Annotated in this window: 23 protein-coding genes; 15 read left to right on the top strand and 8 right to left on the bottom strand. The window is 63.1% G+C overall.

The annotated features are described in order from the left end of the window. Positions 1-79 precede the first annotated feature (79 nt). The 6 genes from B9N88_RS22415 (at position 80) to B9N88_RS22390 (ending at position 5,104) form a co-directional block, all read left to right on the top strand. Positions 80-1,252, top strand: a complete 1,173-nt coding sequence (locus B9N88_RS22415; protein ID WP_027606200.1) for an ABC transporter substrate-binding protein — start codon at positions 80-82, stop codon at positions 1,250-1,252. 30 nt (positions 1,253-1,282) lie between these two features. Next, positions 1,283-2,242: a YVTN family beta-propeller repeat protein gene (locus B9N88_RS22410; RefSeq protein WP_027606199.1), complete on the top strand. Its 960-nt coding sequence runs from the start codon at positions 1,283-1,285 to the stop codon at positions 2,240-2,242. Further along, positions 2,239-2,979 (top strand): ABC transporter ATP-binding protein, encoded by a 741-nt coding sequence (locus B9N88_RS22405; protein ID WP_027606198.1) that lies wholly within the window; start codon positions 2,239-2,241, stop codon positions 2,977-2,979. The genes B9N88_RS22410 and B9N88_RS22405 overlap by 4 nt, the downstream gene beginning before the upstream one ends. Further along, positions 2,976-3,767: an ABC transporter permease gene (locus tag B9N88_RS22400; protein WP_027606197.1), complete on the top strand. Its 792-nt coding sequence runs from the start codon at positions 2,976-2,978 to the stop codon at positions 3,765-3,767. The genes B9N88_RS22405 and B9N88_RS22400 overlap by 4 nt, the downstream gene beginning before the upstream one ends. A 107-nt stretch (positions 3,768-3,874) precedes the next feature. Further along, positions 3,875-4,423, top strand: a complete 549-nt coding sequence (locus tag B9N88_RS22395) for a PQQ-dependent catabolism-associated CXXCW motif protein (RefSeq protein WP_027606196.1) — start codon at positions 3,875-3,877, stop codon at positions 4,421-4,423. A 15-nt stretch (positions 4,424-4,438) separates the two neighbouring features. Continuing rightward, the gene (locus B9N88_RS22390; protein WP_010209341.1) at positions 4,439-5,104 is read left to right on the top strand and encodes a response regulator transcription factor; all 666 of its coding nucleotides are present in this window, start codon (positions 4,439-4,441) and stop codon (positions 5,102-5,104) included. Positions 5,105-5,432: 328 nt separating this feature from the next. Here the strand turns inward: B9N88_RS22390 and B9N88_RS22385 are convergent, their stop codons facing one another. The 5 genes from B9N88_RS22385 to B9N88_RS22365 all read right to left on the bottom strand — a co-directional run bounded on the left by B9N88_RS22385 (position 5,433) and on the right by B9N88_RS22365 (position 11,038). Further along, entirely contained in the window at positions 5,433-7,373 is a 1,941-nt protein-coding gene (locus B9N88_RS22385; protein WP_051429362.1) for a PAS domain-containing hybrid sensor histidine kinase/response regulator, read from the bottom strand. Further along, positions 7,315-8,460, bottom strand: a complete 1,146-nt coding sequence (nosP, locus tag B9N88_RS22380) for a nitric oxide-sensing protein NosP (protein WP_027606194.1) — start codon at positions 8,458-8,460, stop codon at positions 7,315-7,317. Before nosP ends, B9N88_RS22385 begins: the two co-directional genes overlap by 59 nt. Before the next feature lie 139 nt (positions 8,461-8,599). Continuing rightward, a complete protein-coding gene (locus B9N88_RS22375; protein ID WP_027606193.1) occupies positions 8,600-9,406 on the bottom strand; it encodes a sulfite exporter TauE/SafE family protein in 807 nt (268 codons plus the stop codon). Continuing rightward, positions 9,407-10,651, bottom strand: coding sequence for an NAD(P)/FAD-dependent oxidoreductase (locus tag B9N88_RS22370; RefSeq protein WP_027606192.1), 1,245 nt, complete (start codon positions 10,649-10,651; stop codon positions 9,407-9,409). A gap of 51 nt (positions 10,652-10,702) precedes the next feature. Further along, the gene (locus tag B9N88_RS22365) at positions 10,703-11,038 is read right to left on the bottom strand and encodes an ArsR/SmtB family transcription factor (RefSeq protein ID WP_017527038.1); all 336 of its coding nucleotides are present in this window, start codon (positions 11,036-11,038) and stop codon (positions 10,703-10,705) included. A 94-nt stretch (positions 11,039-11,132) separates the two neighbouring features. Between B9N88_RS22365 and B9N88_RS22360 the strand changes: the two genes are divergently transcribed. Beyond that, positions 11,133-11,996 (top strand): MBL fold metallo-hydrolase, encoded by an 864-nt coding sequence (locus tag B9N88_RS22360; RefSeq protein WP_027606191.1) that lies wholly within the window; start codon positions 11,133-11,135, stop codon positions 11,994-11,996. A gap of 58 nt (positions 11,997-12,054) precedes the next feature. Here B9N88_RS22360 and B9N88_RS22355 read toward each other — a convergent pair whose 3' ends face one another. Both B9N88_RS22355 and B9N88_RS22350 read right to left on the bottom strand, forming a co-directional pair. Beyond that, positions 12,055-13,674, bottom strand: a complete 1,620-nt coding sequence (locus B9N88_RS22355) for a methyl-accepting chemotaxis protein (RefSeq protein ID WP_370671239.1) — start codon at positions 13,672-13,674, stop codon at positions 12,055-12,057. A 182-nt stretch (positions 13,675-13,856) separates the two neighbouring features. Continuing rightward, positions 13,857-14,339, bottom strand: a complete 483-nt coding sequence (locus B9N88_RS22350; RefSeq protein ID WP_027606189.1) for an Lrp/AsnC family transcriptional regulator — start codon at positions 14,337-14,339, stop codon at positions 13,857-13,859. A 195-nt stretch (positions 14,340-14,534) separates the two neighbouring features. Here B9N88_RS22350 and B9N88_RS22345 point away from each other — a divergent pair, with 195 nt between their 5' ends. The 5 genes from B9N88_RS22345 (at position 14,535) to B9N88_RS22325 (ending at position 20,594) form a co-directional block, all read left to right on the top strand. Further along, positions 14,535-15,770, top strand: a complete 1,236-nt coding sequence (locus B9N88_RS22345; protein ID WP_027606188.1) for a 3-methyl-2-oxobutanoate dehydrogenase (2-methylpropanoyl-transferring) subunit alpha — start codon at positions 14,535-14,537, stop codon at positions 15,768-15,770. A 1-nt stretch (position 15,771) separates the two neighbouring features. Continuing rightward, positions 15,772-16,830: an alpha-ketoacid dehydrogenase subunit beta gene (locus B9N88_RS22340; RefSeq protein WP_027606187.1), complete on the top strand. Its 1,059-nt coding sequence runs from the start codon at positions 15,772-15,774 to the stop codon at positions 16,828-16,830. Continuing rightward, on the top strand, positions 16,831-18,087 hold the full coding sequence (locus B9N88_RS22335) for a dihydrolipoamide acetyltransferase family protein (RefSeq protein WP_027606186.1): 1,257 nt from the start codon (positions 16,831-16,833) through the stop codon (positions 18,085-18,087). 4 nt (positions 18,088-18,091) lie between these two features. After that, positions 18,092-19,471 carry a dihydrolipoyl dehydrogenase gene (gene lpdA, locus B9N88_RS22330; protein WP_027606185.1) on the top strand — a complete coding sequence of 460 codons (1,380 nt, stop codon included), beginning with the start codon at positions 18,092-18,094 and terminating at the stop codon, positions 19,469-19,471. A 103-nt stretch (positions 19,472-19,574) separates the two neighbouring features. Next, on the top strand, positions 19,575-20,594 hold the full coding sequence (locus B9N88_RS22325; RefSeq protein WP_027606184.1) for a branched-chain amino acid aminotransferase: 1,020 nt from the start codon (positions 19,575-19,577) through the stop codon (positions 20,592-20,594). A 127-nt stretch (positions 20,595-20,721) separates the two neighbouring features. Here B9N88_RS22325 and B9N88_RS22320 read toward each other — a convergent pair whose 3' ends face one another. Next, positions 20,722-21,615 carry a GNAT family acetyltransferase gene (locus tag B9N88_RS22320; protein WP_081744436.1) on the bottom strand — a complete coding sequence of 298 codons (894 nt, stop codon included), beginning with the start codon at positions 21,613-21,615 and terminating at the stop codon, positions 20,722-20,724. A 288-nt stretch (positions 21,616-21,903) separates the two neighbouring features. On the opposite strand from B9N88_RS22320, the gene ctlX reads away from it, so the two are divergent. The 3 genes from ctlX (at position 21,904) to B9N88_RS22305 (ending at position 24,925) form a co-directional block, all read left to right on the top strand. Then, positions 21,904-22,830, top strand: coding sequence for a citrulline utilization hydrolase CtlX (gene ctlX, locus B9N88_RS22315; protein WP_027606183.1), 927 nt, complete (start codon positions 21,904-21,906; stop codon positions 22,828-22,830). An 11-nt stretch (positions 22,831-22,841) separates the two neighbouring features. Next, positions 22,842-23,888, top strand: coding sequence for an ornithine cyclodeaminase (locus tag B9N88_RS22310; protein WP_027606182.1), 1,047 nt, complete (start codon positions 22,842-22,844; stop codon positions 23,886-23,888). A gap of 257 nt (positions 23,889-24,145) precedes the next feature. Beyond that, positions 24,146-24,925, top strand: a complete 780-nt coding sequence (locus tag B9N88_RS22305) for an ABC transporter substrate-binding protein (protein WP_027606181.1) — start codon at positions 24,146-24,148, stop codon at positions 24,923-24,925. Positions 24,926-24,951 lie beyond the last annotated feature (26 nt).

Raw genomic sequence — 24,951 nt, 5'->3', positions numbered from 1 at the left:
CTGCCCCAGCGCTACTTTCTGCATATTTGCAGCGACGTTCAGGGTTCCTATGCTGGCGCTACCTGTCATGGAGTGCCCTATGCGCCAGCTCGCCCCCTACGCCGTGATCTGCCTGCTGGCGATCGCCTGGGCCGCCACCGGCCAGGCCGCCGAAGCGCCCTTGCAGGTGCAGATCGGCTACCTGGGTTATCGGCCCGATCCGGGGCCGCTGCTGTCGAATGTGATTGCCGAGCCCGCCGATGCCGGGCGGCGTGGCGCTGAACTGGCGATCATCGACAGCAACAGCACCGGCGCCTTTCTCAACCAGCGCTACAGCCTGACCAGCGCCACGGTGGACACTCCGGACGCGCTGCTCGCCGCCGCCCAGGCCCAGCATGCCCAGGGCCTGCGCCTGTTCGTGATCAACGCACCCGCCGCCAGCCTGCGCCAACTCAGCGCAGCCCTGCCGGACAGCCTGCTGTTCAATGCCGGCAGCCCGGATGACCGCCTGCGCAGCAGCGACTGCCTGGGCAACGTGCTGCATACCCTGCCCAGCCGCGCGATGCTCGCCGATGCCCTGGCGCAGTTCCTGGTCGTGCGCAAATGGCAGAAAGCGCTGCTGATCGTCGGCCCCACCGAGGATGACCAGGCCTACGCCGCCGCCCTGCGGCGCGCCGCCAAACGCTTCGGCGTGCAGCTGGTGGCGGAAAAGGCCTGGCGTTTCGATAACGACCAACGCCGCAGCGCCCAGGCGGATATGCCGCTGTTCACCCAGACCGCCGAATACGACGTGGTGCTGGTGGCCGACGAGCGCGGCGACTTCGGCGAGTACGTGCCCTACCAGACCTGGTACCCGCGCCCCGTCGCCGGCACCCAGGGCCTGACGCCCACCGGCTGGCACAAAACCGTCGAGACCTACGGCGCCGCCCAATTGCAGAAACGCTTCGAGGCCCTGGCCGGGCGCTGGATGAACGACCGCGACTTCGCCGCCTGGATGGCCGTGCGCAGCGTCGCCAGTGCAGTGAGCAAGTTGCGCCAGGTCGAGCCCATGGCGATCCGCCAACTGGACATCAGCGAGCAACTGCCCCTGGACGGGTTCAAGGGCCGCAAGCTCAGTTACCGCCCCTGGAACGGCCAACTGCGCCAGCCGATTCCCATCGTGCAGCCCCGCGCGCTGGTCAGCACCTCGCCCCAGGACGGTTTCCTGCACCCCACCAACGAAATGGACAGCCTGGGCTATGACAAACCCGAGGTGACCTGCCGCTTCCCTTGATCACCTACCCACCATAATAAGGAATCCGCCATGCGCCGCACCCTGCTCCCATGCGCCCTGCTGCTCGCCGCCGGGCACGCCGTGGCCAGTACCGCCTGGGTCTCCAACGAGAAAGACAACAGCCTGAGCCTGATCGACATGCAGACCCTGCAAGTCACCGACACCCTCAAGGTCGGCCAGCGTCCGCGAGGCTTGCTGCTGTCCCATGACAACAAGCTGCTGTACATCTGCGCCAGCGACTCGGACCGCGTGCAGGTGATGGACGTGGCCACGCGCAGGATCATCAAGGAACTGCCCTCCGGCAAAGACCCCGAGCAGTTTGCCCTGCACCCCAATAACCGCTGGCTGTACGTGTCCAACGAAGACGATGCGCTGGTCACCGTGATCGACACCGAGACCTCCAAGGTGCTCGGCCAGATCAACGTCGGCGTCGAACCCGAAGGCATGGCCGTGAGCCCGGATGGCAAGTGGGCGGTGAACACCAGCGAAACCACCAACATGCTGCACTGGATCGACACCAGCACCCAGACCCTGGCCGACAGCACCCTGGTGGACCAGCGCCCGCGCTTCGTCGAGTTCAACCACGATGGCTCGCAGCTGTGGGCCTCGGCGGAAATCGGCGGCACCGTGACCATCCTCGACGTGGCCAGCCGCGCGATCCTCAAGACCCTGACCTTCAAGATCAAGGGCGTGCACCCGGACAAAGTCCAGCCGGTCGGCATCAAGCTCAGCGCCGACGGCAAGTACGGCTTTGTCGCCCTCGGCCCGGCCAACCATGTGGCGGTGATCGACGCCAAGACCTTCGAGGTCCTCGACTACCTGTTGGTGGGCCGCCGCGTGTGGCAGATGGCATTTACCCCGGACGAGAAACAGTTGCTGGCCACCAATGGCGTGAGCGGTGATGTGTCGGTGATCGATGTGGACAGCCTAAAGGTGATCAAGTCGGTGAAGGTCGGGCGTTATCCGTGGGGCGTGGTGGTCACGCCATGAACGCCCTGGAAGTGCGCGAGCTGAGCTTCGCCTATGGCGCACGGCAGGCCTTGTGCGAGGTGAGTTTCAGCCTGGCACCAGGGCGCTTTGCGGCGCTGCTGGGGCCCAATGGCGCCGGCAAATCCACCTTGATCGCCCTGCTCACGCGGCTGTATGACCTGCAAAGCGGCGACATTCGCGTGGGCGGTCATTCCCTGCGTGAGGCGCCGCGTGCGGCCCTTACACAACTGGGTGTGGTGTTCCAGCAAAGCACCCTGGACCTGGACTTGAGCGTGGAACAGAACCTGCGCTACCACGCTGCGTTGCATGGTTTGTCGCGGCGCCAGACCGACCTGCGCGTCGCCGCCGAACTGGCCCGCCAGGCCCTCACCGAACGGCGCCGGGAAAAAGTCCGCGAGCTCAACGGCGGGCACCGCCGCCGCGTTGAAATCGCCCGCGCATTGCTGCATGAGCCGCGCCTGCTGCTATTGGATGAGGCCAGCGTCGGCCTCGACCCCGCCAGCCGCCTGGCGCTGAACCAGCACGTGCGCAGCCTGTGCTGCGAACACGGCATCAGCGTGCTGTGGACCACTCACCTGCTCGACGAAGTACAGGCCGACGATGCCTTGATGATCCTGCACCAGGGCCGCCTGGTGGCCAGTGGGCAAGTCGATGCCTTGATCGCGCAACAAGGCGGCGACCTGGGCAGCGTGTTCGCGCGCTTGACCCGCCCCACCACGACGGGAGCGGCGGCATGAACGCTTACTGGCAATGCCTGCGCGGCATCGTGCTGCGCGAGTGGCTGCGCTTTGTGTTGCAGCGCACGCGGTTTCTCAGTGCGCTGGTGCGCCCCTTGCTGTGGCTGCTGGTATTCGCCGCCGGGTTCCGCGCCGCGTTGGGCATCTCGGTGATCGAGCCCTACAACACCTATATCCCCTACGAGGTGTACATCGTCCCGGGGCTGGCCTGCATGATCCTGCTGTTCAACGGCATGCAGGGCTCGCTGTCGATGGTCTACGACCGCGAGATGGGCAGCATGCGCGTGCTGCTGACCAGCCCGCTGCCGCGCACGTTTTTGCTGTGCAGCAAGCTGTTGGCCACCGCGCTGATTTCGCTGTTGCAGGTGTATGGGTTCCTGGCGATCGCCTGGGTGTACGGCGTGCAACCGCCGGCCATGGGGCTGGTCGTCGCCCTGCCGGCGTTGCTGCTGGTGGCCTTGATGTTGAGTGCCCTGGGCTTGCTGCTGTCGAACGCGATCCGCCAACTGGAGAACTTTGCCGGGGTGATGAACTTCGTGATCTTCCCGCTGTTTTTCCTGTCATCGGCGCTGTACCCGCTGTGGAAGATGCGCGACTCCAGCGAATGGCTGTACTGGCTGTGCGCGGTCAACCCGTTTACCCACGCCGTGGAGTTGGTGCGCTTTGCCCTGTACCAACGCTTCGCCGGCCTGGCCCTGGCGGTGTGCCTGGGCTTGACCGTGCTGTTCGCGGTGTTGGCGGTGCTGACCTTCAATCCCCAGCATGCGGCGTTGCGCAAAAAGGGCTGAAGGCGGCAAAACTACTACTTTGGTACTGGTTTTCCTGTCTATCGTCGCATTCCCAAGGGCTCGGGACTCACGTGTAATGCGCGCATAACGATAAGGATTGCCCTGCCATGCTGCCTGCCCGACTGCCTCTATTGGCGCTGTTGTGCCTGTTCGTCGCCCACGTCCAGGCCGACACCCCACTGTTTTCCGCCGAGGGCTACCGCATCAGCCTGTACCGCAGCCCCACGCCCGACCACCTGCCAGGCGCCACGATCGTCGACACCGCGGCCCTGCAAACCCTGCTCAATCAAAGCCCGGCACCGGTGCTGATCGACGTGTACCGCCGCCAATGGCTGCAAGGCCGCTTCATCGAAGACCAGCCCCACGCCAACCTGCCCGGCAGCCACTGGCTGGCCAATACCGGCGACGGCGACCTGACGCCGGAGTGGCAAAGCTATTTCGTACGCCACTTGTATGCCTACAGCGGCGGCGACCTCAAGCGACCGTTGGTCTTCTATTGCCGCTCCGATTGCTGGCTGAGTTGGAACGCGGTAAAACGTGCCGCCAACCTCGGCTATACCTCTGTGTACTGGTATCGCGACGGCCTGGATGCCTGGGAAGCGGCGAAGCTGCCGGTGACGGTCGCCCAACCCGAGCCATTTCAAACCTCACAATAAGAAAGGTGAACGGCCATGTACAAAATCCTGATTGCCGACGATCACCCACTGTTTCGCGAAGCGATCCATAACGTCATCAGCGACGGCTTCCCCGGCAGCGAAGTGATGGAAACCGCCGACCTCGACAGCGCCCTGGCATTGACCCAGGAACACGACGACCTCGACCTGATCCTGCTCGACCTGAACATGCCCGGCATGCATGGCCTCAATGGCCTGATCAACCTGCGCAACGAGGCGCCGACCATTCCGGTGGTGATCGTCTCGGCCGAGCAGGACAAGCAGGTCGTGCTGCAAGCCATCACCTACGGCGCCGTGGGCTTTATCACCAAATCCTCGCCGCGCCTGCAAATGACCGAGGCGATCCAGCAGATTCTCAACGGCAACGTGTACCTGCCGCCGGACATCATCCGCACCCAGAAACCCGGCACCCACCGACGCCTCAACGAAAATCCCGGCTTCGCCCCCGAACTGCTGCAAGCCCTGACGCGCAAGCAGTTGCTGGTGCTGGAGCGCATGACCAAGGGCGAGTCGAACAAGCAGATCGCCTACACCCTGGAGATTGCCGAGACCACGGTGAAGGCCCATGTGTCGGCGATCCTGCGCAAGTTGAATGTACATAACCGGGTGCAGGCGATCCTCAGTGCCGGGGATATCGATTTCGGCTCGTACCTGCGCCGCTGACCCATCTGACACAACACAAATAAAATGTGGGAGGGGCTTGCTCCCGATGGCAGTGGAGCAGTCGGCATCTACTTGACTGAACCACCGCTATCGGGGGCAAGCCCCCTCCCACATTGGTTCTCTGTTTGTCAGGGCCGGCCGAGCAGGTGGCTCATGGCAGTCTTGAGCATCAGCGCCGCCAATCTTCCAGACACAACACAAATCAAAGGTGGGAGGGGGCTTGCCCCCGATGGCGGTGTATCAGTCAGTTATGATGTCGACTGACCCACCGCTATCGGGAGCAAGCCCCCTCCCACATTTTGATCTCCACTTGTGGGTATTTCGCCGTTCATTTTCCGAGCAGGTGGCTCATGGCGGTCTTGAGTTTCATCGGCCGCACCGGCTTGTGCATCAGCGTGTGCCCCAACTCGCGAATTTGCAGCTTGAGTTCATTGCTGTAGTTGGCGGTGATCATCAGCGCCGGTATCGCGCGGCCGCGGCGTCCATTGATGCGGGCGACGGCGTCGACGCCGTTCTGGTCGTCGTCGAGGTGGTAGTCGGCGATCAGCAAGTCGGCTTCGGCATGGTAGTTGTCCACCTGGCGCGCCAGGTCCTGCTCGGACAACGCGGTGATCACCTGGCAGCCCCAGCCTTCGAGCAAGGTGCGCATGCCCGCGCAGATCGCCGCGTCGTTATCCAGCACCCACACCCGCGCGCCTTGCAGGCGTTCGAGCATCGGTTCGCTCATGGCCAGGATCGGCAGAGACTTGGGCGCCGTGGCGCTCAACGGCACCTCCACCGAGAACATCGAGCCCTTGCCCGGCCAGGATTTGACGCTGATGCGATGCCCCAGGATCCCGGCGATCTTTTCCACGATCGCCAGCCCCAGGCCCAGCCCACGGTCCTGGTCGGGCCGCTGCACATCGCCGCGCTTGAATTCCTGGAAAATCTCCTCCAACCGCTCCTCGGCGATGCCCATGCCGCTGTCCCACACCTGGATCGACAAACGCTGATGCTGGCGGCGACAGCCCAGTACCACCCGCCCCTTGTAGGTGTAGCGAAGCGCATTGCTCAGCAGGTTGCGCAGAATCCGCGCCAGCAACTGAATATCGCTGCGCACCAGCGCCGAACAACCGACAAAATGCAATTCCAGGCCCTCGCTGCGGGCCAATTCGGTGTACTCGGCGGCCAGGTTATCCAGCAGTTCACTCAGGGCAAACGGCGCGATGTCGGCCTTGATCACCCCGGCATCCAGCTTGGAAATATCCACCAGGGTGCCCAGCAGGTTTTCCACGTCTTCCAGGGAATTGCTCACGTTGCGCACCAGGGTTTCGCTGGGCCGCTCCAGCAGTGCGCTGGTGAACAGGCGCGCCGCATTCAAAGGTTGCAGCAGGTCATGGCTGACAGCGGCGAGGAATTTGGTTTTCGACAGGTTGGCCTGCTCGGCCTCGAGCTTGGCTTCGCGCAGGCGCGCCTCCATGCGCCGGCGCTCGTCGATCTCCTGCAACAACTGGTCGTTAAGCGCGGTGAGCTCCGAGGTGCGCTGGGCCACGCGCTGCTCCAGGTGCTGATAGGCCTGGTGCAGGGCTTCGGCGGTGCGGCGGCGTTCGGTGATGTCGCGGATCAGCACGAAGATCCCCACCACTTCGCCGCTGGCCAGCATATTCGGCACATAGGAGCGCAGCATGTAGCGCTCCTGGTTATTGATATTGGTCTCGGCGAACTCGAAGGTCACGCTCTCCCCGGCCAGGGCGCGGGCGACGTAGGCGTCCAGGCGCTGGCAATGCTGTTCGCTGTGGACTTCGCGCAGGCTCTGGCCGAGCATCATGCCGCGCGGCCAGCAATACCATTCTTCATAGACTTTGTTGGTGAACTCATAGACCAGGTCGGCATTCAGGTAGCCGATCAGGGCCGGGACGTTATCGGTGATCAGGCGAATCCAGCGTTCGCTTTCCTGGGCCTTTTGCGCCGCCGCCTGTTCGCCGCGCAGGGTTTCGGCGCGCAGCCGGGCGTTGATCAGCAAGTGGTTGCTGGCCTTGAGTTCGGCCATCGCCTGGTTCAGCGCGTCGGTGCGTTCGCGCACCTGCTCGGCCAGCACCACCGAATGCTGGAAGGTGGTGTAGGGGTTATTGCCCTGGGCCATGCCGGACTCGATGCGCTCGATCAGCGCCGCGTTGATCCGTGCCAGCTTGTGGTTGTCCTGCTGCAGCTGGGCAACCTGGGCGAGCAGTTCAGCGCCGGCCTCGGGCAATGGCGACCCCGGTGAAGGTCTGGTTGATATGCATGCCATTGAACTGTTCTCCGTAGGTGTTGAAACCCATCACCCGCTGGTCGCGCAGGAAGCCGCCGATCTGTTCCAGATTGTCTGAGTCTTCCAACTCCAGGCGGCGCAGGAAGCAGTCGCAGCCGATGGTCAACAGCAGGTCGCCAAGACGCGCTTGCAGGCCGTCGAACAGGGTTTGCAGGTTTGGCAGGATCGGCCCGGGTTTCATCACGGTGAGGACGATGCCGTTTTCCACCGCGCAGTAGAAACTCAGGCTCAGGTCGTCGTGCACTTGTTGGATCGCGCGCACGTAGTACTGGTCATGGATGCGCACCGCCAGCGGGTGCGCCGCGAAGACGCGGTGGTCGAGGTCGGCCACGGCCACGCCGATATGCCGCGCGTACTCTTCGGCGGCGGGTTCGGCGTTGAGCTCGAAAACCCGGCGTGACGGGCTGTCGGCGCCGGTCACCACCAGCTTTTCACTGCGCGGCAGGATGTGGTGGGTGGTGAACACCTCGAAGTCCAGCCAGGTATTGACCAGCACCACCACCGCCGCGCCGCTGTGGAAGGCGCCGTTGAAGTACACATGGGTGTGGGTGAGGAAGTTGTCGTCGCCGGCCGAACCGCCGAAATGCGGAATGTCGCCGAGCGCCGCGCTGAGGGCGGCGAGCACCACTTCTTCGCGGCTGGACAGGCCATCGAGCAGGGTCAGGGCGAAGGTGTTGCCCTTGATCGGTGCCAGGGTATTGCTGCGGCAACCGCCGACCAGACGTTCGACCATCTGCTGGGCGTCGATCAGGCTGAAGTGTTCCACCTGGTCGATCAGTTCCGTGGCGATGGAAAAGTGCGCATGGTTGAAGCCCATCGCCGTAATGCAATTGCGCCCATAGCCCTGGGGCGTGATCTCGCCGGCGCTGGTGCAGCCCACCACGCGCACGTTGCCGAAACACTCCTGCAGGGCGCGGCCCAGGGCCTGCAGGTCGTAGGACGCCGAGCAGAAAAACAGCACGAAGCCCAGGTACGGATGCAACAGTTGCCGCGCCAACTCCTCGGCGGCCTGCCCGGCATCGGTGGCCTGGGACATGGCACTGACTACGCCTTCACTGTTGTGCATCGTTGCCTCCCCCTCTGAAGCATGAGTGTACGAAGGGCGGGGGACGGGACCTATGCTACTTGGGTACTGGGTGGGGGGATGCGATGGGATGAATCGCTCAAAAACAAGGGAGATTCAACTGTTGGACGGCATTTCAAATTCACAGCAAAGCGTTCACAAGCATTCCAGCTGCAACCACCACACACAGGCTGGCAAACCCCACCTGCAAGGTGCGGGCGGGGATCACCGAACACAGGCGCCGGCCGATCAGCATGCCGACGATGCTCGCCGCGATAAACACCCAGCCCACGGGTTCGATGCGCACACCGGCATGGAACGCGCCAGCCACGCCGATCAGCGAAATCAGGCTGATCACCATCAGCGACGTGGCGACGATGCCACGCATCTGCACGTCGGTGAGTTGCTTGAACGCCGGCACGATCAAAAAGCCGCCGCCCACCCCGAGCAACCCCGAGACTGCCCCCGTTACCGCGCCCAGTGCGGCCAGGGTGGCGCTGCATTTGGCGGTCCAGGCCAGGCGCCCGGTCTGCTGGTTGAGCATGCAGTTCTTCTGGCCCCAGGACGCCGCGCCATGGTCACTCGGCCCGGCCTCGAGCTTTTCGCGCTGCAACATGCGCCAGGCCACCAGCACCATCAAGGCACTGAACAGGCCCATCAGCGCCGGCTCCGGCAACTGGTGGGCGAGAAACACCCCGACCGGCGAAAACAGCGCGCCGAGCAAGGCGATCAACAGCGCGGCGCGGTAACGCACCAGGCCGTGACGTAACCCGTCAATCGCCCCGACGGCCGCTGCCGCCCCCACCGCAAGCAACGACACCGGCGCGGCCTGGGTCATGGTCAAGCCCAGCCCCAGCACCAGCGCCGGCACCCCGAGGATGCCGCCGCCCGCGCCGGTCAGGCCCATGACCAGGCCCATCAACACGCCTAAAACGCTCGCCAGCAGCATTCAGTCCACCTTGCTCAGACGGGTCAGCCACTCGCGGCCCTTGAGCATGCCGTTCCAGTAGAACCACGGCAGCAACGTCGCCTTGAGAAACCACATCGAACGGCGTGCCCGGGTCGGGTCGAGGGGAAAGGTCGGCAGCAGCTTGCCGCCGTAGCCGAACTCGGCCAGCACCACCTTGCCCTTCTCCACCGTCAGCGGGCACGAACCATAGCCGTCGTACTTGAGCGGCAGCGGCGCCTGTTTGCGCAGGGCCAGCAGGTTTTCGGCGACCACCACGATTTGCTTGCGCACGGCGGCGGCGGTCTTGGCGTTGGGGGTACCGCACACATCGCCCAGGCCGAAGATGTGCGGGTAGCGCAGGTGTTGCAGGCTGTGGGGGTTCACCTCGCACCAGCCGGCGGCGTCGGCCAACGGGCTGTGGCGGATGAAATCCGGCGCGACTTGCGGCGGTACCACGTGCAGCAGGTCGAAGGATTTTTCCTCGACGGTGACGTTGCCCTCGGCATCCTTCACCTCGAACCAGGCCTTGCGCGCCGGGCCGTCGACCTTGGCCAGGTTGGCGTTGAACGCCAGGCGCGCGTTGTACTTCTCCACGTACTTCATCAGCGGTGGCACAAAAGTCGCCACGCCGAACAGTGCCGCGCCGGCCAGGTTGAATTCGACGTCGATGTGCTTGAGGTCACCGTGCCTGAGCCAGTGATCGCAGGACAGGTACATGGCCTTTTGCGGTGCACCCGCACATTTGATCGGCATGGCCGGCTGGGTAAAGATCGCCTTGCCGCGCTTCAACTGCTGCACCAGCTGCCAGGTATACGCCGCGTGCTCATAGCTGTAGTTGGACGTGACGCCGTTGCGGCCCAACGTGTCTTCCAGGCCCTCGACTTTCTCCCAGGCCAGGCGCAGGCCGGGGCAGACGATCAGGTGGTTCCAGGTCACCCGCTGGCCGCTGTCGAGCACCAGGGCGCGCTCGTCCGGCAACAGTTCGGTGACGGCGGCCTGCACCCAGGTGACGCCATTGGGCAGCACGTCGGCCAGGGGGCGTCGGGTCTTTTCCAGGTCGTAGGCACCGCCGCCGACCAGGGTCCAGGCCGGCTGGTAGCAGTGCTGGTCGCAGGGTTCGATAAGGGTGATGTTGAGGTCGGGGTCGCGCTTGAGCAGGCTGGCCAGCAGGCCGATGCCTGCCGAACCGCCGCCGATGACGACGATATCGCCACTGATGGTTGGCCCCCAGTGTTGGTCGGTCATGGTCTATTGCCTTTTATCGTCAATGCACACAAGGGTCGCTGCCGTATGGCGTCACGCCCAGCTTTTTATCACCGCGCCGCAGTAAAGGCCGGACAGTGTCTTCATCACTTGGATCACTTCGTGGCTGGCCAGCCCGTAGAAGATGTACTTGCCTTCGCGACGGGTGGCGACCAGCCCTTCGTCACGCAGGATGCCCAACTGCTGTGACAGCGTGGGCTGGCGTACGCCGGTCATGGTTTCCAGCTCGCCGACGTTGCGTTCGCCCTGGGTCAGTTGGCACAGGATCAACAGGCGATCCTCATTGGCCAGGGCCTTGAGCAAGGCACAGGCCTTGGATGCCGACGCGCGCAACTGGGCGACTTCGCCTTCACTCAGAGTAGATTCCATTTGCCTCGGGTCCTTTGCGTCACTTAAGCTCAAAACATTATGTGTAAATGTAAAGTGATTGTAATCACTTTTTTCAACATCAGGGGCAGCCGTCATGTCAGCGTTGATTCATTCCTTTCTGGACGAGGCGTCGTCGACCTACACCTATGTCGTCTATGAAGCAGACGGCGGCCCCTGCGCCATCGTCGATTCGGTGCTCAACTACGACCCGGCCTCCGGGCGCACCGACACCGCCCAGGCCGACAAGGTCATCGCCTTTGTGCGTGAGCACGACTTGCAGGTGCAATGGCTGCTGGAAACCCACGCCCACGCCGACCACCTGTCGGCCGCGCCGTACCTGCGCCGCACCCTGGGCGGCAAGATTGCCATCGGCCAGGCGATCAGCAAGGTGCAGGACGTGTTCAAGCACCTGTTCAACCTGGAGCCGGAATTTCGCGTCGATGGCTCGCAGTTCGACCACCTGTTCGCGCCGGATGAAATCTTCCACATCGGCACCATCAAGGCCCAGGCCCTGCACGTGCCCGGGCATACCCCGGCGGACATGGCCTACCTGATCGACGACCGCTTGATCCTGGTGGGCGACACCCTGTTCATGCCCGATGTCGGCACCGCCCGCTGCGACTTCCCCGGCGGCGATGCGCGCCAGCTGTATGCATCGATGCGCAAGCTCTTGGCCTTTGCCCCCGACACCCAGCTGTACGTGTGCCATGACTACCCGCCCGAAGGCCGCGAGGCCAAATGCCTGACCACCGTGGCGGAGCAGCGCGCGGGCAATATCCATGTGCATGACGGAGTGGATGAAGCGGCGTTCGTGGCGATGCGCACCCGACGCGATGCCGGGCTGGGGATGCCCACGCTGTTGTTGCCGGCGATCCAGGTGAATGTGCGAGCGGGGAATATGCCGCCGGCGGAGGAGAACGGGGTGGTGTACTTGAAGATTCCGTTGAACCAGCTCTAAAACCGTCCTGCCTGGCGTCCATGCCGTTCCATGCTCCGGGGGTGCTGCGCAGGTGTGATCAGGCTACGGCAAATTTCGACACGATCTGCTTGAGGTCCACCGCCAGCCTCGACAGTTCCTGGCTGGCGATCGAGGTCTGGCCGGCCGCCGAAGAACTCTGGATGGAAAGATCACGGATGCTGATCAGGTTCTGGTCCACCGAACGGGCCACGTGGGCCTGTTCCTCGGAGGCCGTGGCGATCAACAGGTTGCGGTCATTGATATCGGTAATGGCTTCGGTGATCTGAGTAATTGCCAGGCCCGCTTCATGGGCAATCTTCAAGGAGTCCACCGCTTCGTTGCGGTTGAGGGCCATGGAAGACACTGCTTCGCTGGAGCACGTCTGGATTTTCGCGATCATCTGCTCGATTTCCTGGGTCGAGGTCTGCGTTCTGTGGGCCAGGGCCCGCACCTCGTCGGCCACCACCGCAAAGCCCCGGCCCTGCTCCCCTGCCCTGGCGGCTTCAATGGCCGCGTTCAAGGCCAGCAGGTTGGTTTGCTCGGCAATCGAGCGGATCACTTCAACCACCCGCGCAATATCCTGGGCCTGCCTGGCCAGCCCTTCGACTTCGACGCCGGTCTGCTGCACCGTGGCGCTGAGTTTCTCGATGGAGGCGATGGTTTGCGTCACACGCTCCTGGCCGACTTTGGCCGAGCGTTGGGAGTCCTGGGTGGACTGGGACGCCGACACCGCATTGCGCGCCACTTCTTCAACTGCTGCCGTCATTTGGTTAACCGCCGTGGCGGCCTGATCGGTTTCCATGCTTTGGCGTTCAATACCGGCACTGGACTCGCGGGTGATGGCGCTCATCTCCTCCGCCGCCGCCGCCAATTGCCCGGACGCCTCGGAGATGTGCTGCAAGGTACTTTTCAGGTTCATTTGCATGGACGCGGTGGACCGTTGCAACGCGGTCAACTCGTCATTGCCATTGATGGCAATCGCCACGCGCAGATCGCCGTCGGCAATCTTGCCGGTCGATACCAGCAATTCACGCACCGGAGTAATGATGCTGCGGGTAAACAGGCTTGCTACCACGACGGTGATCAGCAAGGAGGCGGCCATCAATATCCAGGTGAACAGACGCGCCGCGTCATATTCGCTGGAAGCCACCTGCACCGCCGCCTTGGAGCCCCGTTCATTCAACGCGATCAACTCGCTGATGGAACGCTGCACATCCAGGGCAATCGGCCCGTTGACTTCGCGCAGGTAGGTCGACATCTGTTCAGCGGACAAGGTGGAGGCTTGTGCGAGGAACTCATCCATCTTCTGGCTGTAGTTCTTGATGCTGGCTAATGCTTCGTTGTACTTGGCTTGCTCTTCGGGGCCTGAGACTAACGGCCCATAGCGTTCGGCAACATCGAGGGCTTCGGTACGGGTCGCCTTGAGTTTTTCCAGGGAGGCCGGATCCTGGCGGCTGATATCCATGGCATAACGACGCAGATCGAGACGAAGTTTATAAAACGCCGAATCTATTTCACCCGCCAACCGAATACTGGGGAGCCAGTTAGTTTCGATTTCAACCGTCGACGAATAGACCTTATCGACTTTTATCAGGGTCATTGCCCCTTGTATCAGCAGCAAAAGGCACACCAGGCCAAAACACAGTGTGGTACGGAAGTTCAACTTCAAGGCTCTCATGGACATCGCGGCTTACCCCTTTCCTGGGCCGCGAACTTCACGGCCTGATGGGGCCAATGTGTTGAAATACGTGTGAAAAATACGTGACCGCTGATGCAATTTTTCATTAACTGAAAATAAAAAGCCCGCCCTGATTATTACTTGGCTAACTATCAGGATCAGCGGTGCAGCCCCTATTGAAATCAAACCATTAACCCACCCGGCGGCAATGGCAGCGCCGTCTTGTAGCGCACTTGCTTGAGGGCAAAGCTCGAGCGGATGTTGGCGACACCCGGCACCTTGGTCAGGAAGTCCATCATGAAACGCTCCAGCGACTGGATCGTCGGCACCAACACCCGGATCAAATAGTCCGGGTCGCCGGCCATCAAGTAGCACTCCATCACCTCGGGCCGGTCGGAAATCGCGCCTTCGAACTGCTGCAACGCCAGCTCGTTCTGCTTTTCCAGGCTCACATGGATAAACACGTTGACGTGCAGCCCCAGCAGATCGGCGTCGAGCAGCGTGACTTGCTCGCGAATCAGGCCCAGTTCCTCCATCGCCTTGACCCGGTTGAAACAGGGTGTGGGCGACAGGTTGACCGAGCGGGCCAGGTCGGCGTTGGTAATCCGCGCATTCTCCTGCAGCGCGTTGAGAATGCCGATATCGGTACGGTCCAGTTTGCGCATGAGACAAAATCACCTGTTTATTATGTTTATGCAGGTTTTTTATCCGCAAATGATCGCGGGCGCAATGAAACACAGATAAATATTCTTCTACGCCACGCCTATGATTGTTGTAGGACAAGATTTCTCTTACCCGGAGACTGACTGTCAGCTAGCGCGCCCACTACAAGAAATTCACAAGATCGAGCGTAGAAAGCCATGAATCAGCCGTATGACCCACTGCGCCTGCACGTTCCCGAACCCTCGGGCCGCCCAGGCTGCAAGACCGACTTTACCTACCTGCGCCTGACCGACGCCGGCCTGGTGCGCAAACCCGCCATCGACGTAGAACCCGCCGACACCGCCGACCTGGCCAAGGGCCTGATCCGCGTGCTCGACGACCAGGGCCAGGCCCTGGGCCCGTGGGCCGAAGGGGTTCCCGTGGAGATCCTGCGCAAAGGCATGCGCGCCATGCTCAAGACGCGGATCTTCGACAACCGCATGGTGGTCGCCCAGCGTCAGAAAAAAATGTCGTTCTACATGCAGAGCCTTGGCGAAGAAGCCATCGGCAGCGCCCAGGCCCTGGCCTTGAACATCGACGACATGTGCTTCCCCACCTACCGCCAGCAAAGCATCCTGATGGCCCGCGACGTGCCGCTGGTGGACCTGATCTGCCAGTTGCTGTCCAACGAGCGCGACCCGCTCAAGGGCCGCCAGTTGCCGATCATGTACTCGGTCAAGGATGCAGGCTTCTTCACCATTTCCGGCAACCTCGCCACCCAATTCGTACAGGGTGTGGGCTGGGGCATGGCCTCGGCGATCAAGGGCGATACCAAGATCGCCTCGGCCTGGATAGGTGACGGCGCCACCGCCGAATCCGACTTCCACACCGCCCTCACCTTCGCCCACGTGTACCGCGCCCCGGTGATTCTCAACGTGGTCAACAACCAGTGGGCCATCTCCACCTTCCAGGCCATCGCCGGTGGTGAAGCCACCACCTTCGCCGGACGCGGCGTCGGCTGCGGCATCGCCTCCCTGCGCGTGGACGGCAACGACTTTATCGCGGTGTACGCCGCCTCCGCCTGGGCAGCCGAGCGCGCGCGCCGTAACCTCGGCCCAACCCTGATCGAATGGGTCACCTACCGCGCCGGCCCGCACTCCACCTCGGACGATCCGTCCAAATACCGCCCCGCCGACGACTGGAGCCACTTCCCGCTGGGCGACCCGATTGCCCGCCTCAAGCAGCACCTGATCAGGATTGGCCAGTGGTCCGAAGAGGAGCACGCGGCGGTCAGTGCCGAACTGGAAGCCGAGGTGATCGCCGCGCAGAAACAGGCCGAACAGTACGGCACCCTGGCCGGTGGCCAGATCCCAAGCGCCGCGACCATGTTCGAAGACGTCTATAAAGAGATGCCGGAGCATTTGAAGCGCCAGCGTCAAGAGTTGGGGATCTGACATGAACGATCACAACAACAGCATCGAATTGGAAACCGCCATGACCACCACCACCATGACCATGATCCAGGCCCTGCGCTCGGCCATGGATGTGATGCTTGAACGTGATGACAACGTGGTGGTGTTCGGCCAGGACGTCGGCTATTTCGGCGGCGTGTTCCGCTGCACCGAAGGCTTGCAGACCAAGTACGGCAGCTCGCGGGTGTTCGACGCACCGATATCGGAAAGCGGCATCGTCGGCGTGGCGGTTGGCATGGGTGCCTATGGCCTGCGCCCGGTGGCCGAGATCCAGTTCGCCGACTACGTCTACCCCGCCACCGACCAGATCATCTCCGAAGCCGCGCGCCTGCGTTATCGCTCGGCCGGCCAGTTCACCGCGCCCTTGACCATGCGCATGCCCTGCGGCGGCGGCATCTACGGCGGCCAGACCCACAGCCAGAGCATCGAAGCGGTGTTCACCCAGGTCTGTGGCCTGCGTACGGTGATGCCGTCCAACCCCTATGATGCCAAGGGCCTGCTGATTGCCTCCATCGAAAACGATGACCCGGTGATCTTCCTCGAGCCCAAGCGCCTGTACAACGGCCCGTTCGACGGCCACCACGACCGCCCCGTAACGCCGTGGTCGAAACACCCGCAAGCCCAGGTGCCGGACGGTTACTACACGGTGCCGCTGGACGTGGCCGCCATCGTGCGTCCGGGCTCGGCCGTCACTGTGCTGACCTACGGCACCACGGTGTATGTGTCGCAGGTCGCCGCCGAAGAAACCGGCATCGACGCCGAAGTCATCGACCTGCGCAGCCTGTGGCCGCTGGACCTGGACACCATCGTCAAGTCCGTGAAGAAGACCGGCCGTTGCGTGGTGGTGCACGAAGCCACCCGTACCTGCGGCTTTGGTGCCGAGTTGGTGGCGCTGGTGCAGGAGCATTGCTTCCACCACCTGGAAGCGCCGATCGAACGCGTCACCGGTTGGGACACCCCCTACCCGCACGCGCAGGAGTGGGCGTATTTCCCAGGCCCGTCCCGAGTGGGCGCGGCGTTGAAACGGGTCATGGAGGTCTGAATGGGCACGCACGTTATCAAGATGCCGGACATTGGCGAAGGCATCGCGGAAGTTGAATTGTCGCAGTGGCATGTGAAGGTCGGCGACATGGTCGTCGAAGACCAGGTGCTGGCGGATGTGATGACCGACAAGGCGATGGTGGACATTCCCTCGCCGGTCCATGGCAAGGTGATTGCCCTCGGCGGCGAGCCGGGTGAAGTGATGGCGGTGGGCAGTATCCTGATCAGCATTGAAGTCGAAGGCGCGGGCAATGCCAAGGAGGTGCCGGTAGCCGCGGAGCCGGTGAAAGCGGCTGCCGTTGTCGAGGCCAAGCCGGCACCGGTGGTCGAAAGCAAGCCCGCACCGGTGGCAGCCGCACAGGCCCCCGTGGCCCGCGATGCCGACGAACGCCCTCTGGCCTCCCCCGCCGTGCGCAAGCACGCGCTGGATGCCGGTATCCAACTGCGCCTGGTCCAGGGCTCCGGCCCGGCCGGGCGGATCCTGCACGAAGACCTCGAGGCCTACCTGCAACAAGGGGCTTCAAAGCCTTCGACGGCAGCCAACCCTTACGCCGAACGCAACGACGAAGAACAGATCCCGGTGATCGGCATGCGCCGCAAGATCGCCCAGCGCATGCAGGACGCCACCCGGCGTGCCGCGCACTTCAGCTATGTGGAAGAGATCGACGTCACCGCCCTCGACGAGCTGCGCGTGCACCTCAACGACAAGCACGGCGCCACGCGCGGCAAGCTGACGTTGCTGCCGTTTATCGTGCGCGCCATGGTCGTGGCGCTGCGGGACTTCCCGCAGATCAACGCGCGCTACGACGACGAAGCCCAGGTCATCACCCGCCTCGGCGCGGTGCATGTGGGCGTCGCCACCCAGAGCGACGTGGGCCTGATGGTGCCGGTGGTGCGTCACGCCGAAGCGCGCAGCCTGTGGGGCAACGCCGAGGAAATCACGCGTTTGGCCACTGCTGCACGCAATGGCAAGGCCAGCCGCGATGAGCTGTCCGGTTCGAGCATTACCCTGACCAGCCTGGGTGCCCTGGGCGGCATCGTCAGCACCCCGGTGCTGAACCTGCCGGAGGTGGCCATCGTCGGCGTCAACCGTATCGTTGAGCGGCCGATGGTGATCAAGGGCCAGATCGTGATCCGCAAGATGATGAACCTCTCCAGCTCCTTCGATCACCGCGTGGTCGATGGCATGGACGCGGCGCAATTCATCCAGGCCATTCGCGGCCTGCTCGAACAACCCGCCAGCCTGTTCCTGGAGTAAGGGCATGACCCAGACATTGCATACCACGCTGCTGATTATCGGCGGCGGCCCTGGCGGTTATGTGGCCGCCATTCGTGCCGGCCAGCTGGGCATCCCGACCATCCTGGTGGAAGGCCAGGCGTTGGGCGGCACCTGCCTGAATATCGGCTGCATTCCGTCCAAGGCCTTGATTCACGTGGCCGAGCAATTCCAGCAAACCGTGCATCACAGCCAGGGTTCCCGGTTGGGAATCGAGGTGGATGTGCCGACCCTGGACATCCGCAAAAGCGTGGAATGGAAAGACGGCATTGTCGACCGCCTGACCACCGGTGTCGCCGCACTGCTTAAAAAGCACAAAGTGCAGGTGATCCATGGCTGGGCCAAGGTGGTGGACGGCAAGACCGTTGACGTCGGTGACCAGCGCATCCAGTGCGAACACCTGCTGCTGGCCACCGGTTCGACAAGCGTCAACCTGCCGATGCTGCCGATTGGCGGGCCGATCATCTCGTCCACCGAAGCCCTGGCCCCGACCCGCGTGCCCAAGCGCCTGATTGTGGTGGGCGGCGGCTACATCGGCCTGGAGCTGGGGATTGCGTATCGCAAGCTCGGCGCCGACGTGAGTGTGGTCGAGGCCCAGGACCGCATCCTGCCGGCCTACGACGCCGAGCTGACGCAACCGGTGAACGAATCCCTCAAGCAACTGGGCGTGAAGCTGTACCTCAAGCACAGCGTCACGGGTTTTGCCGATGGCAGCCTGCAAGTATGCGACCCGAATGGCGACATCCTGGCGCTGACAACCGATCAGGTGCTGGTTGCCGTTGGTCGCAAACCCAACACCCAGGGTTGGAACCTTGAGGCGCTGAACCTGGAGATGAACGGCGCGGCGATCAGGATCGACAGCCGCTGCCAGACCAGCATGCGCAACGTGTATGCCATCGGCGACCTGAGCGGCGAGCCGATGCTGGCGCACCGCGCCATGGCCCAGGGCGAAATGGTTGCCGAACTGATCAGCGGCCGACACCGCGAATTCAACCCGGCGGCGATCCCGGCGGTGTGCTTTACCGACCCGGAACTGGTGGTGGTCGGCAAGACGCCCGACGACGCCAAGGCCGCCGGCCTGGACTGCATCGTGTCGAGCTTCCCGTTCGCCGCCAACGGCCGCGCGATGACCCTGGAGTCGAAAACCGGCTTCGTACGGGTGGTGGCACGCCGCGACAATCACCTGATTGTCGGCTGGCAGGCGGTCGGCGCCGGCGTGTCCGAGCTGTCCACCGCCTTCGGCCTGAGCCTGGAAATGGGCGCACGCCTGGAAGACGTGGCCGGCAGCATCCACGCCCATCCGACGCTTGGCGAGGCGGTGCAGGAAGCTGCGCTGCGGGCCCTGGGCCACGCCTTGCACCTATAGCGTTTGTGGCGAGGGCGCTACAGGGGATGCGAACGGGCCCGGGAATGAAGTATTGTTGCGTCCATTCAGAAAAAAACCGACTTGACCAAAGATAGAGGGTGTCATGGGTAACGAAAGCATCAATTGGGACAAGCTGGGTTTTGACTACATCAAGACCGACAAGCGGTTTCTCCAGGTCTGGAAAAACGGCGAATGGCAAACCGGCACCCTGACCGACGACAACGTGCTGCACATCAGCGAGGGCTCTACCGCCCTGCACTACGGCCAGCAGTGCTTCGAAGGCCTCAAGGCCTACCGCTGCAAGGACGGCTCGATCAACCTGTTCCGCCCGGACCAGAACGCCGCGCGCATGCAGCGCAGCTGCGCCCGCCTGCTGATGCCCCACGTCCCGACCGACGCGTTCATCGACGCGTGCAAGCAAGTGGTCAAGGCCAACGAGCGGTTCATTCCGCCGTACGGCAGCGGCGGCGCGCTGTACCTGCGCCCGTTCGTGATCGGCACCGGTGACAACATCGGCGTGCGCACCGCGCCGGAGTTCATCTTCTCGGTGTTCTGCATCCCGGTCGGCGCCTACTTCAAGGGCGGCCTGGTGCCGCACAACTTCCAGATCTCCACCTTCGACCGCGCCGCCCCACAGGGCACCGGTGCCGCCAAGGTCGGTGGCAACTACGCCGCCAGCCTGATGCCGGGCTCGGAAGCGAAGAAATCCGGTTTCGCCGATGCGATCTACCTGGACCCGATGACCCACTCGAAAATCGAAGAAGTCGGCTCGGCCAACTTCTTCGGGATCACCCACGACAACAAGTTCATCACACCGAAATCACCTTCGGTGCTGCCAGGCATCACCCGCCTGTCGCTGATCGAACTGGCCCAGACCCGCCTGGGCCTGGAAGTGGTCGAAGGCGAGGTATTCATCGACAAGCTGGATCAGTTCAAGGAAGCCGGTGCCTGCGGGACTGCGGCAGTGATCTCGCCGATCGGCGGTATCCAGTACAACGGCCAGTTGCATGTGTTCCACAGCGAGACCGAAGTCGGCCCGATCACCCAGAAGCTCTACAAAGAGCTGACCGGCGTGCAGACCGGCGACGTCGAAGCGCCAGCGGGTTGGATCGTTAAGGTCTAACAGCCTCAATGCATATCCCATGTGGGAGGGGGCTTGCCCCCGATGGCAGTGGGTCAGTCAATGAATCTGTTGACTGATACACCGACATCGGGGGCAAGCCCCCTCCCACATTTGCTCTCCAGTGTCCTCAGGATTGAGCCGGGATATTCTCGGCAATCTTCTTGCCCATGCTGATCCTCGGCTCCACCCCATACCCCAGCGCCTCATAGAACCCCACCACCGCCTCATTGCCACCGGTGATCTGCAGGTTGATCTTCATGCAGCCCAGGGCCGTCAGGGCCTGTTCCGCATGCCGCACCAGCGAGGAACCGAGGCCATGACGCCGATAGCCAGGGTGCACGGCCACCGAGTACAACCAGCCGCGATGACCGTCGTAGCCGGCAAGCACCGTCCCGATGACAGTCTTTTTGTCCGTCGCCACAAAAAACAGCCCGTCATTGACCGCCAGTTTCTTATCGATCGCCAGGGTCGGCAGGTTATGCGCCGTGTCATACCCAAACGCCTCCTGCCATAACGCCACCACTTGCCCGCGGTGCTGGCGGTCGCGATACGGACCGATGGGATGGCGCGACAACAGCGCCTTTTCCATCACCAACGTGCGCTCATTGCCGTGGTAGACGTCGCGTACCGTGTGAAAACCCAGCCTGGTGTAGAACGGCTCGGCGGTCAGCGAAGACGGCACACTCAGCGTCGTCACCCCCGCTTCCCGCGCGCGCAGTTCGATTTCAATCATCAGCAACCGGCCAATGCCCTGCCCTTGCAGCGTAGGGTTGACGAACACCGAACGCACCACATTGGCATCCAGGGCCGCCGTGGCGACGATCACCCCGTCCTGGACCGCCACCAGCACCACACGGCGCTTGAGCAGGTCGAGCACCGCGTCCGGGGTGAAGTTGCTGGCCACCCGGGCAATCACATCCGCTGGATAGTCCCGCGCATTGCTGCTGTGCAAGGCCGCCAGGATGACCTGGCTGATCCCTTCGGCATCCTCGGATTGGGCAAGACGTACGACGGTAGACATGATTCCTCCTGGCTGACGGCGTTATTACAGTCGCCACTGTACCAATGCGGGAGGGGGCTTGCTTCCGATGGCGGTGTGCCAGTTGATAGATTGAGTGACTGATATACCGCAATCGGGGGCAAGCCCCCCTCCCACATTTTGACCGCGCTCCAGCTCCAACAGCCGATTCGGCTGCCTCACCCCCCTTTTAAGCTTTCCCGGCTGAGCCGCCCCTGGGTTTCAGCCGGGATTCCCCTGCCACAGCGAACAAAATAGCCCCACTGCTCAACCCCATGGATTCGTGCCCCCATGCAAACCACCAATACCGTCCTGATGATTCGCCCGGCGCGCTTTGCCTTCAACCCGGATACCGCGATCAACAACCGTTTCCAACGCCCGCCCCTCGACCCGCTCAGTGCACAGCAGAAAGCGCTGGAAGAGTTCGACGGCTATGTCGACACCCTGCGCCGGCACGGCGTGGAAGTGCTGGTGGTGCAAGACACTCCGGCGCCCCACACACCCGACTCGATCTTCCCCAACAACTGGTGGAGCAGCCACGCCGACGGCAGCCTGGTGCTGTACCCGATGGAAGGCCAGAACCGACGACTGGAGCGCAACAAAGGCGTGCTGCAAGTGCTGGAGCAGCGCTTTGCGATCAAGGACACCATCGACCTCAGCCACCTCGAACAACAGAACATTTTCCTCGAAGGCACCGGCAGCATGGTCCTCGACCGCCAGCACCGCATCAGCTACGCCTGCCACTCCGGGCGCACCCACCACGACGCGTTGCGCCAGTTTGCCGAACGCCTCGACTACCAGCTCTGCGTCTTCCACGCCGTCGACCGCCACCACGCACCGATCTACCACAGCAACGTGATGATGAGCGTCGGCCGCGACCTTTCGGTGGTGTGCCTGCAAGCGTTGCCCGACGCCGACGAACGCCAGGCCCTGGAACGCTCGCTGCGCGACACCGGCAAAGACATCCTCGGCCTCGACTTCGACCAGCTCGAAGCCTTCGCCGGCAACATGCTCGAAGTCCACGACCGCGACGGCCAGCCGCTGCTGGTGATGTCTGCCAGTGCCTGGGGCGCGCTGCAACCGGCCCAGCGCCGGCATGTGGAGCGCCACACCCGGCCGGTGGTGGTGAACATCGACAACATCGAACGCATCGGCGGCGGCAGTGCCCGCTGCATGCTGGCAGAAGTGCATCTGCCCGCCCGTCCCTCATTTCAATAAGGAGTCTTGCCATGACCCGCTATATCGACGTCAACGACCTCAGCTATCTGGTTTCGCAAAAAGGCCTGCACACCTGCATCACCGAGATGGCCGAGTACATCCGCGCCGACTACCTGCGCTGGCAGGACTTTGAAAAATGCGCACGCCTGGCCAACCACTCGCCGGATGGCGTGATCGAGTTGATGCCGGTGTCCGACGCCTCGCTGTACGCCTTCAAGTACGTCAACGGCCACCCGAAGAACACCTTGGCCGGCATGCTCACCGTAATGGCCTTTGGTGCCCTCGGTGACGTCGACACCGGCAAACCGGTGCTGCTGGCGGAAATGACCCTGACCACTGCCATTCGTACCGCCGCCACGTCGGCCCTGGTGGCCCGCTACCTGGCCCGCGCCAACAGCCGCAGCATGGCGTTGATCGGCAACGGCTCCCAGAGCGAATTCCAGGCCCTGGCCTTCCACGCCATGCTCGGCATCAACGAGATCCGCCTGTTCGACATCGACGCCAGGGCCACCGCCAAGCTGGCAGCCAACCTCAAGGCGTTCCCGGCAATCAAGGTGATCCTGGCCGGCAGCGTGGCCGAAGCGGTCAAGGGCGCAGACATCGTCACCACCGTCACCGCCGACAAGGCCTACGCGACCATCCTCACCGACGACATGATCGAGCCCGGCATGCACCTCAACGCCGTGGGCGGCGACTGCCCAGGCAAGACCGAGCTGGACCGCCGCATCGTCGAGCGCGCCCGTGTGATCGTCGAGTACGAACCGCAAAGCCGCATCGAAGGTGAAATCCAGCACATGCCGGAAGACTCGCCGGTGACCGAGTTGTGGCAGGTCATCAACGGCCAGGTCGCCGGCCGCGAGCATGAGCGCCAGGTCACCCTGTTCGACTCGGTGGGCTTTGCCATCGAAGACTACTCGGCCCTGCGCTATGTGCTGGACGTGGCCAAGGCCCTGGATGTCGGCAGCGAACTGGAACTGGTGCCGGACCTGGCCGACCCCAAGGACTTGTTCGCGCGCCTGGCCCAACAGCCTCGAGCACAGCATAAAAAGCGCGCCTGAGACCGCTCTGGCCTGCCCCTTTGCGCCATGGGCAGGTCGGATTTCCAGGGCTCAAAAGCCGATTCAGCGGGTGTCACAGCCGATTCCGCTGCATTGCGTGTTTTAACAGCGCAATTTGCGCTTTGAGCACCGGGTAAACGACACAAAAAACGCACCATCATGAAGCATTCTGAGCCCGACCAAAGAGTCACCGAATGCATGCACGCTGCACCCTTTCTACTGCCCTGACATCAATTACAAAATATAGGGACTGACACATGACTCCACTGCGATCACTCTTCGCTGCGTTGCTGTTGCCACTGTGCGCCAGCGCCGCCCACGCCCAGGATTGGAAAGAAATCCGCTTCGGCGTATTCCCCGAGTACCCCCCGTTTGAATCCGTGGCCGCCGACGGTAGCCTGCAAGGCTTCGATATCGAATTGGGCAACGCCATCTGCGCCAAGCTCGAGGTCAAATGCACCTGGGTGCACAACGAATTCGACGGCATGATCCCGGCCCTGCGCGCGCGCAAGTTCGACGCGATCATGTCGTCCATGGCCGTGACCCCGGCGCGCGAGAAAGTCATCGACTTCACCGACCGCCTGTTCCTCAGCCCCACGTCGGTGATCACGCGCAAAAACGCCGACTTCGGCGACACCCCGGAATCGTTGAAAGGCAAACAGGTCGGCGTGCTGCAAGGTTCGTTGCAGGAAGCCTATGCCCGCGCGCACCTGGCCAGGCTGGGCGCGCAGATCAAGGCGTACCAGTCCCAGGAACAGAACTACGCCGACCTGCAGAACGGCCGTCTCGACGCCACCCTGACCGACAAGCTCGAAGCCCAGCTCAACTTCCTGTCCAAGCCTGAAGGCGCCGACTTCAAGACCGGCCCGGCCTTCAAGGACCCGACCCTGCCCCTGGACATCGCCATGGGCCTGCGCAAGAACGACCAGGACTTGCGTGCGCTGATCAACAAAGGCATCGCCGCCGTCCAGGCCGATGGCACCTACGCACAGATCCAGAAGAAATACTTCGGCGATCAAGACATCTACAACGAATAAGCCAACACAATCCCTTGTGGGAAGGG

The sequence above is a fragment of the Pseudomonas sp. LAMO17WK12:I1 genome (genome assembly GCF_900177315.1).
Classification (GTDB): Bacteria; Pseudomonadota; Gammaproteobacteria; order Pseudomonadales; family Pseudomonadaceae; genus Aquipseudomonas; species Aquipseudomonas marginalis.
The sequence above is the reverse complement of the archived record's forward strand: the minus strand, read 5'-3'. Positions and strand labels throughout refer to the sequence as shown.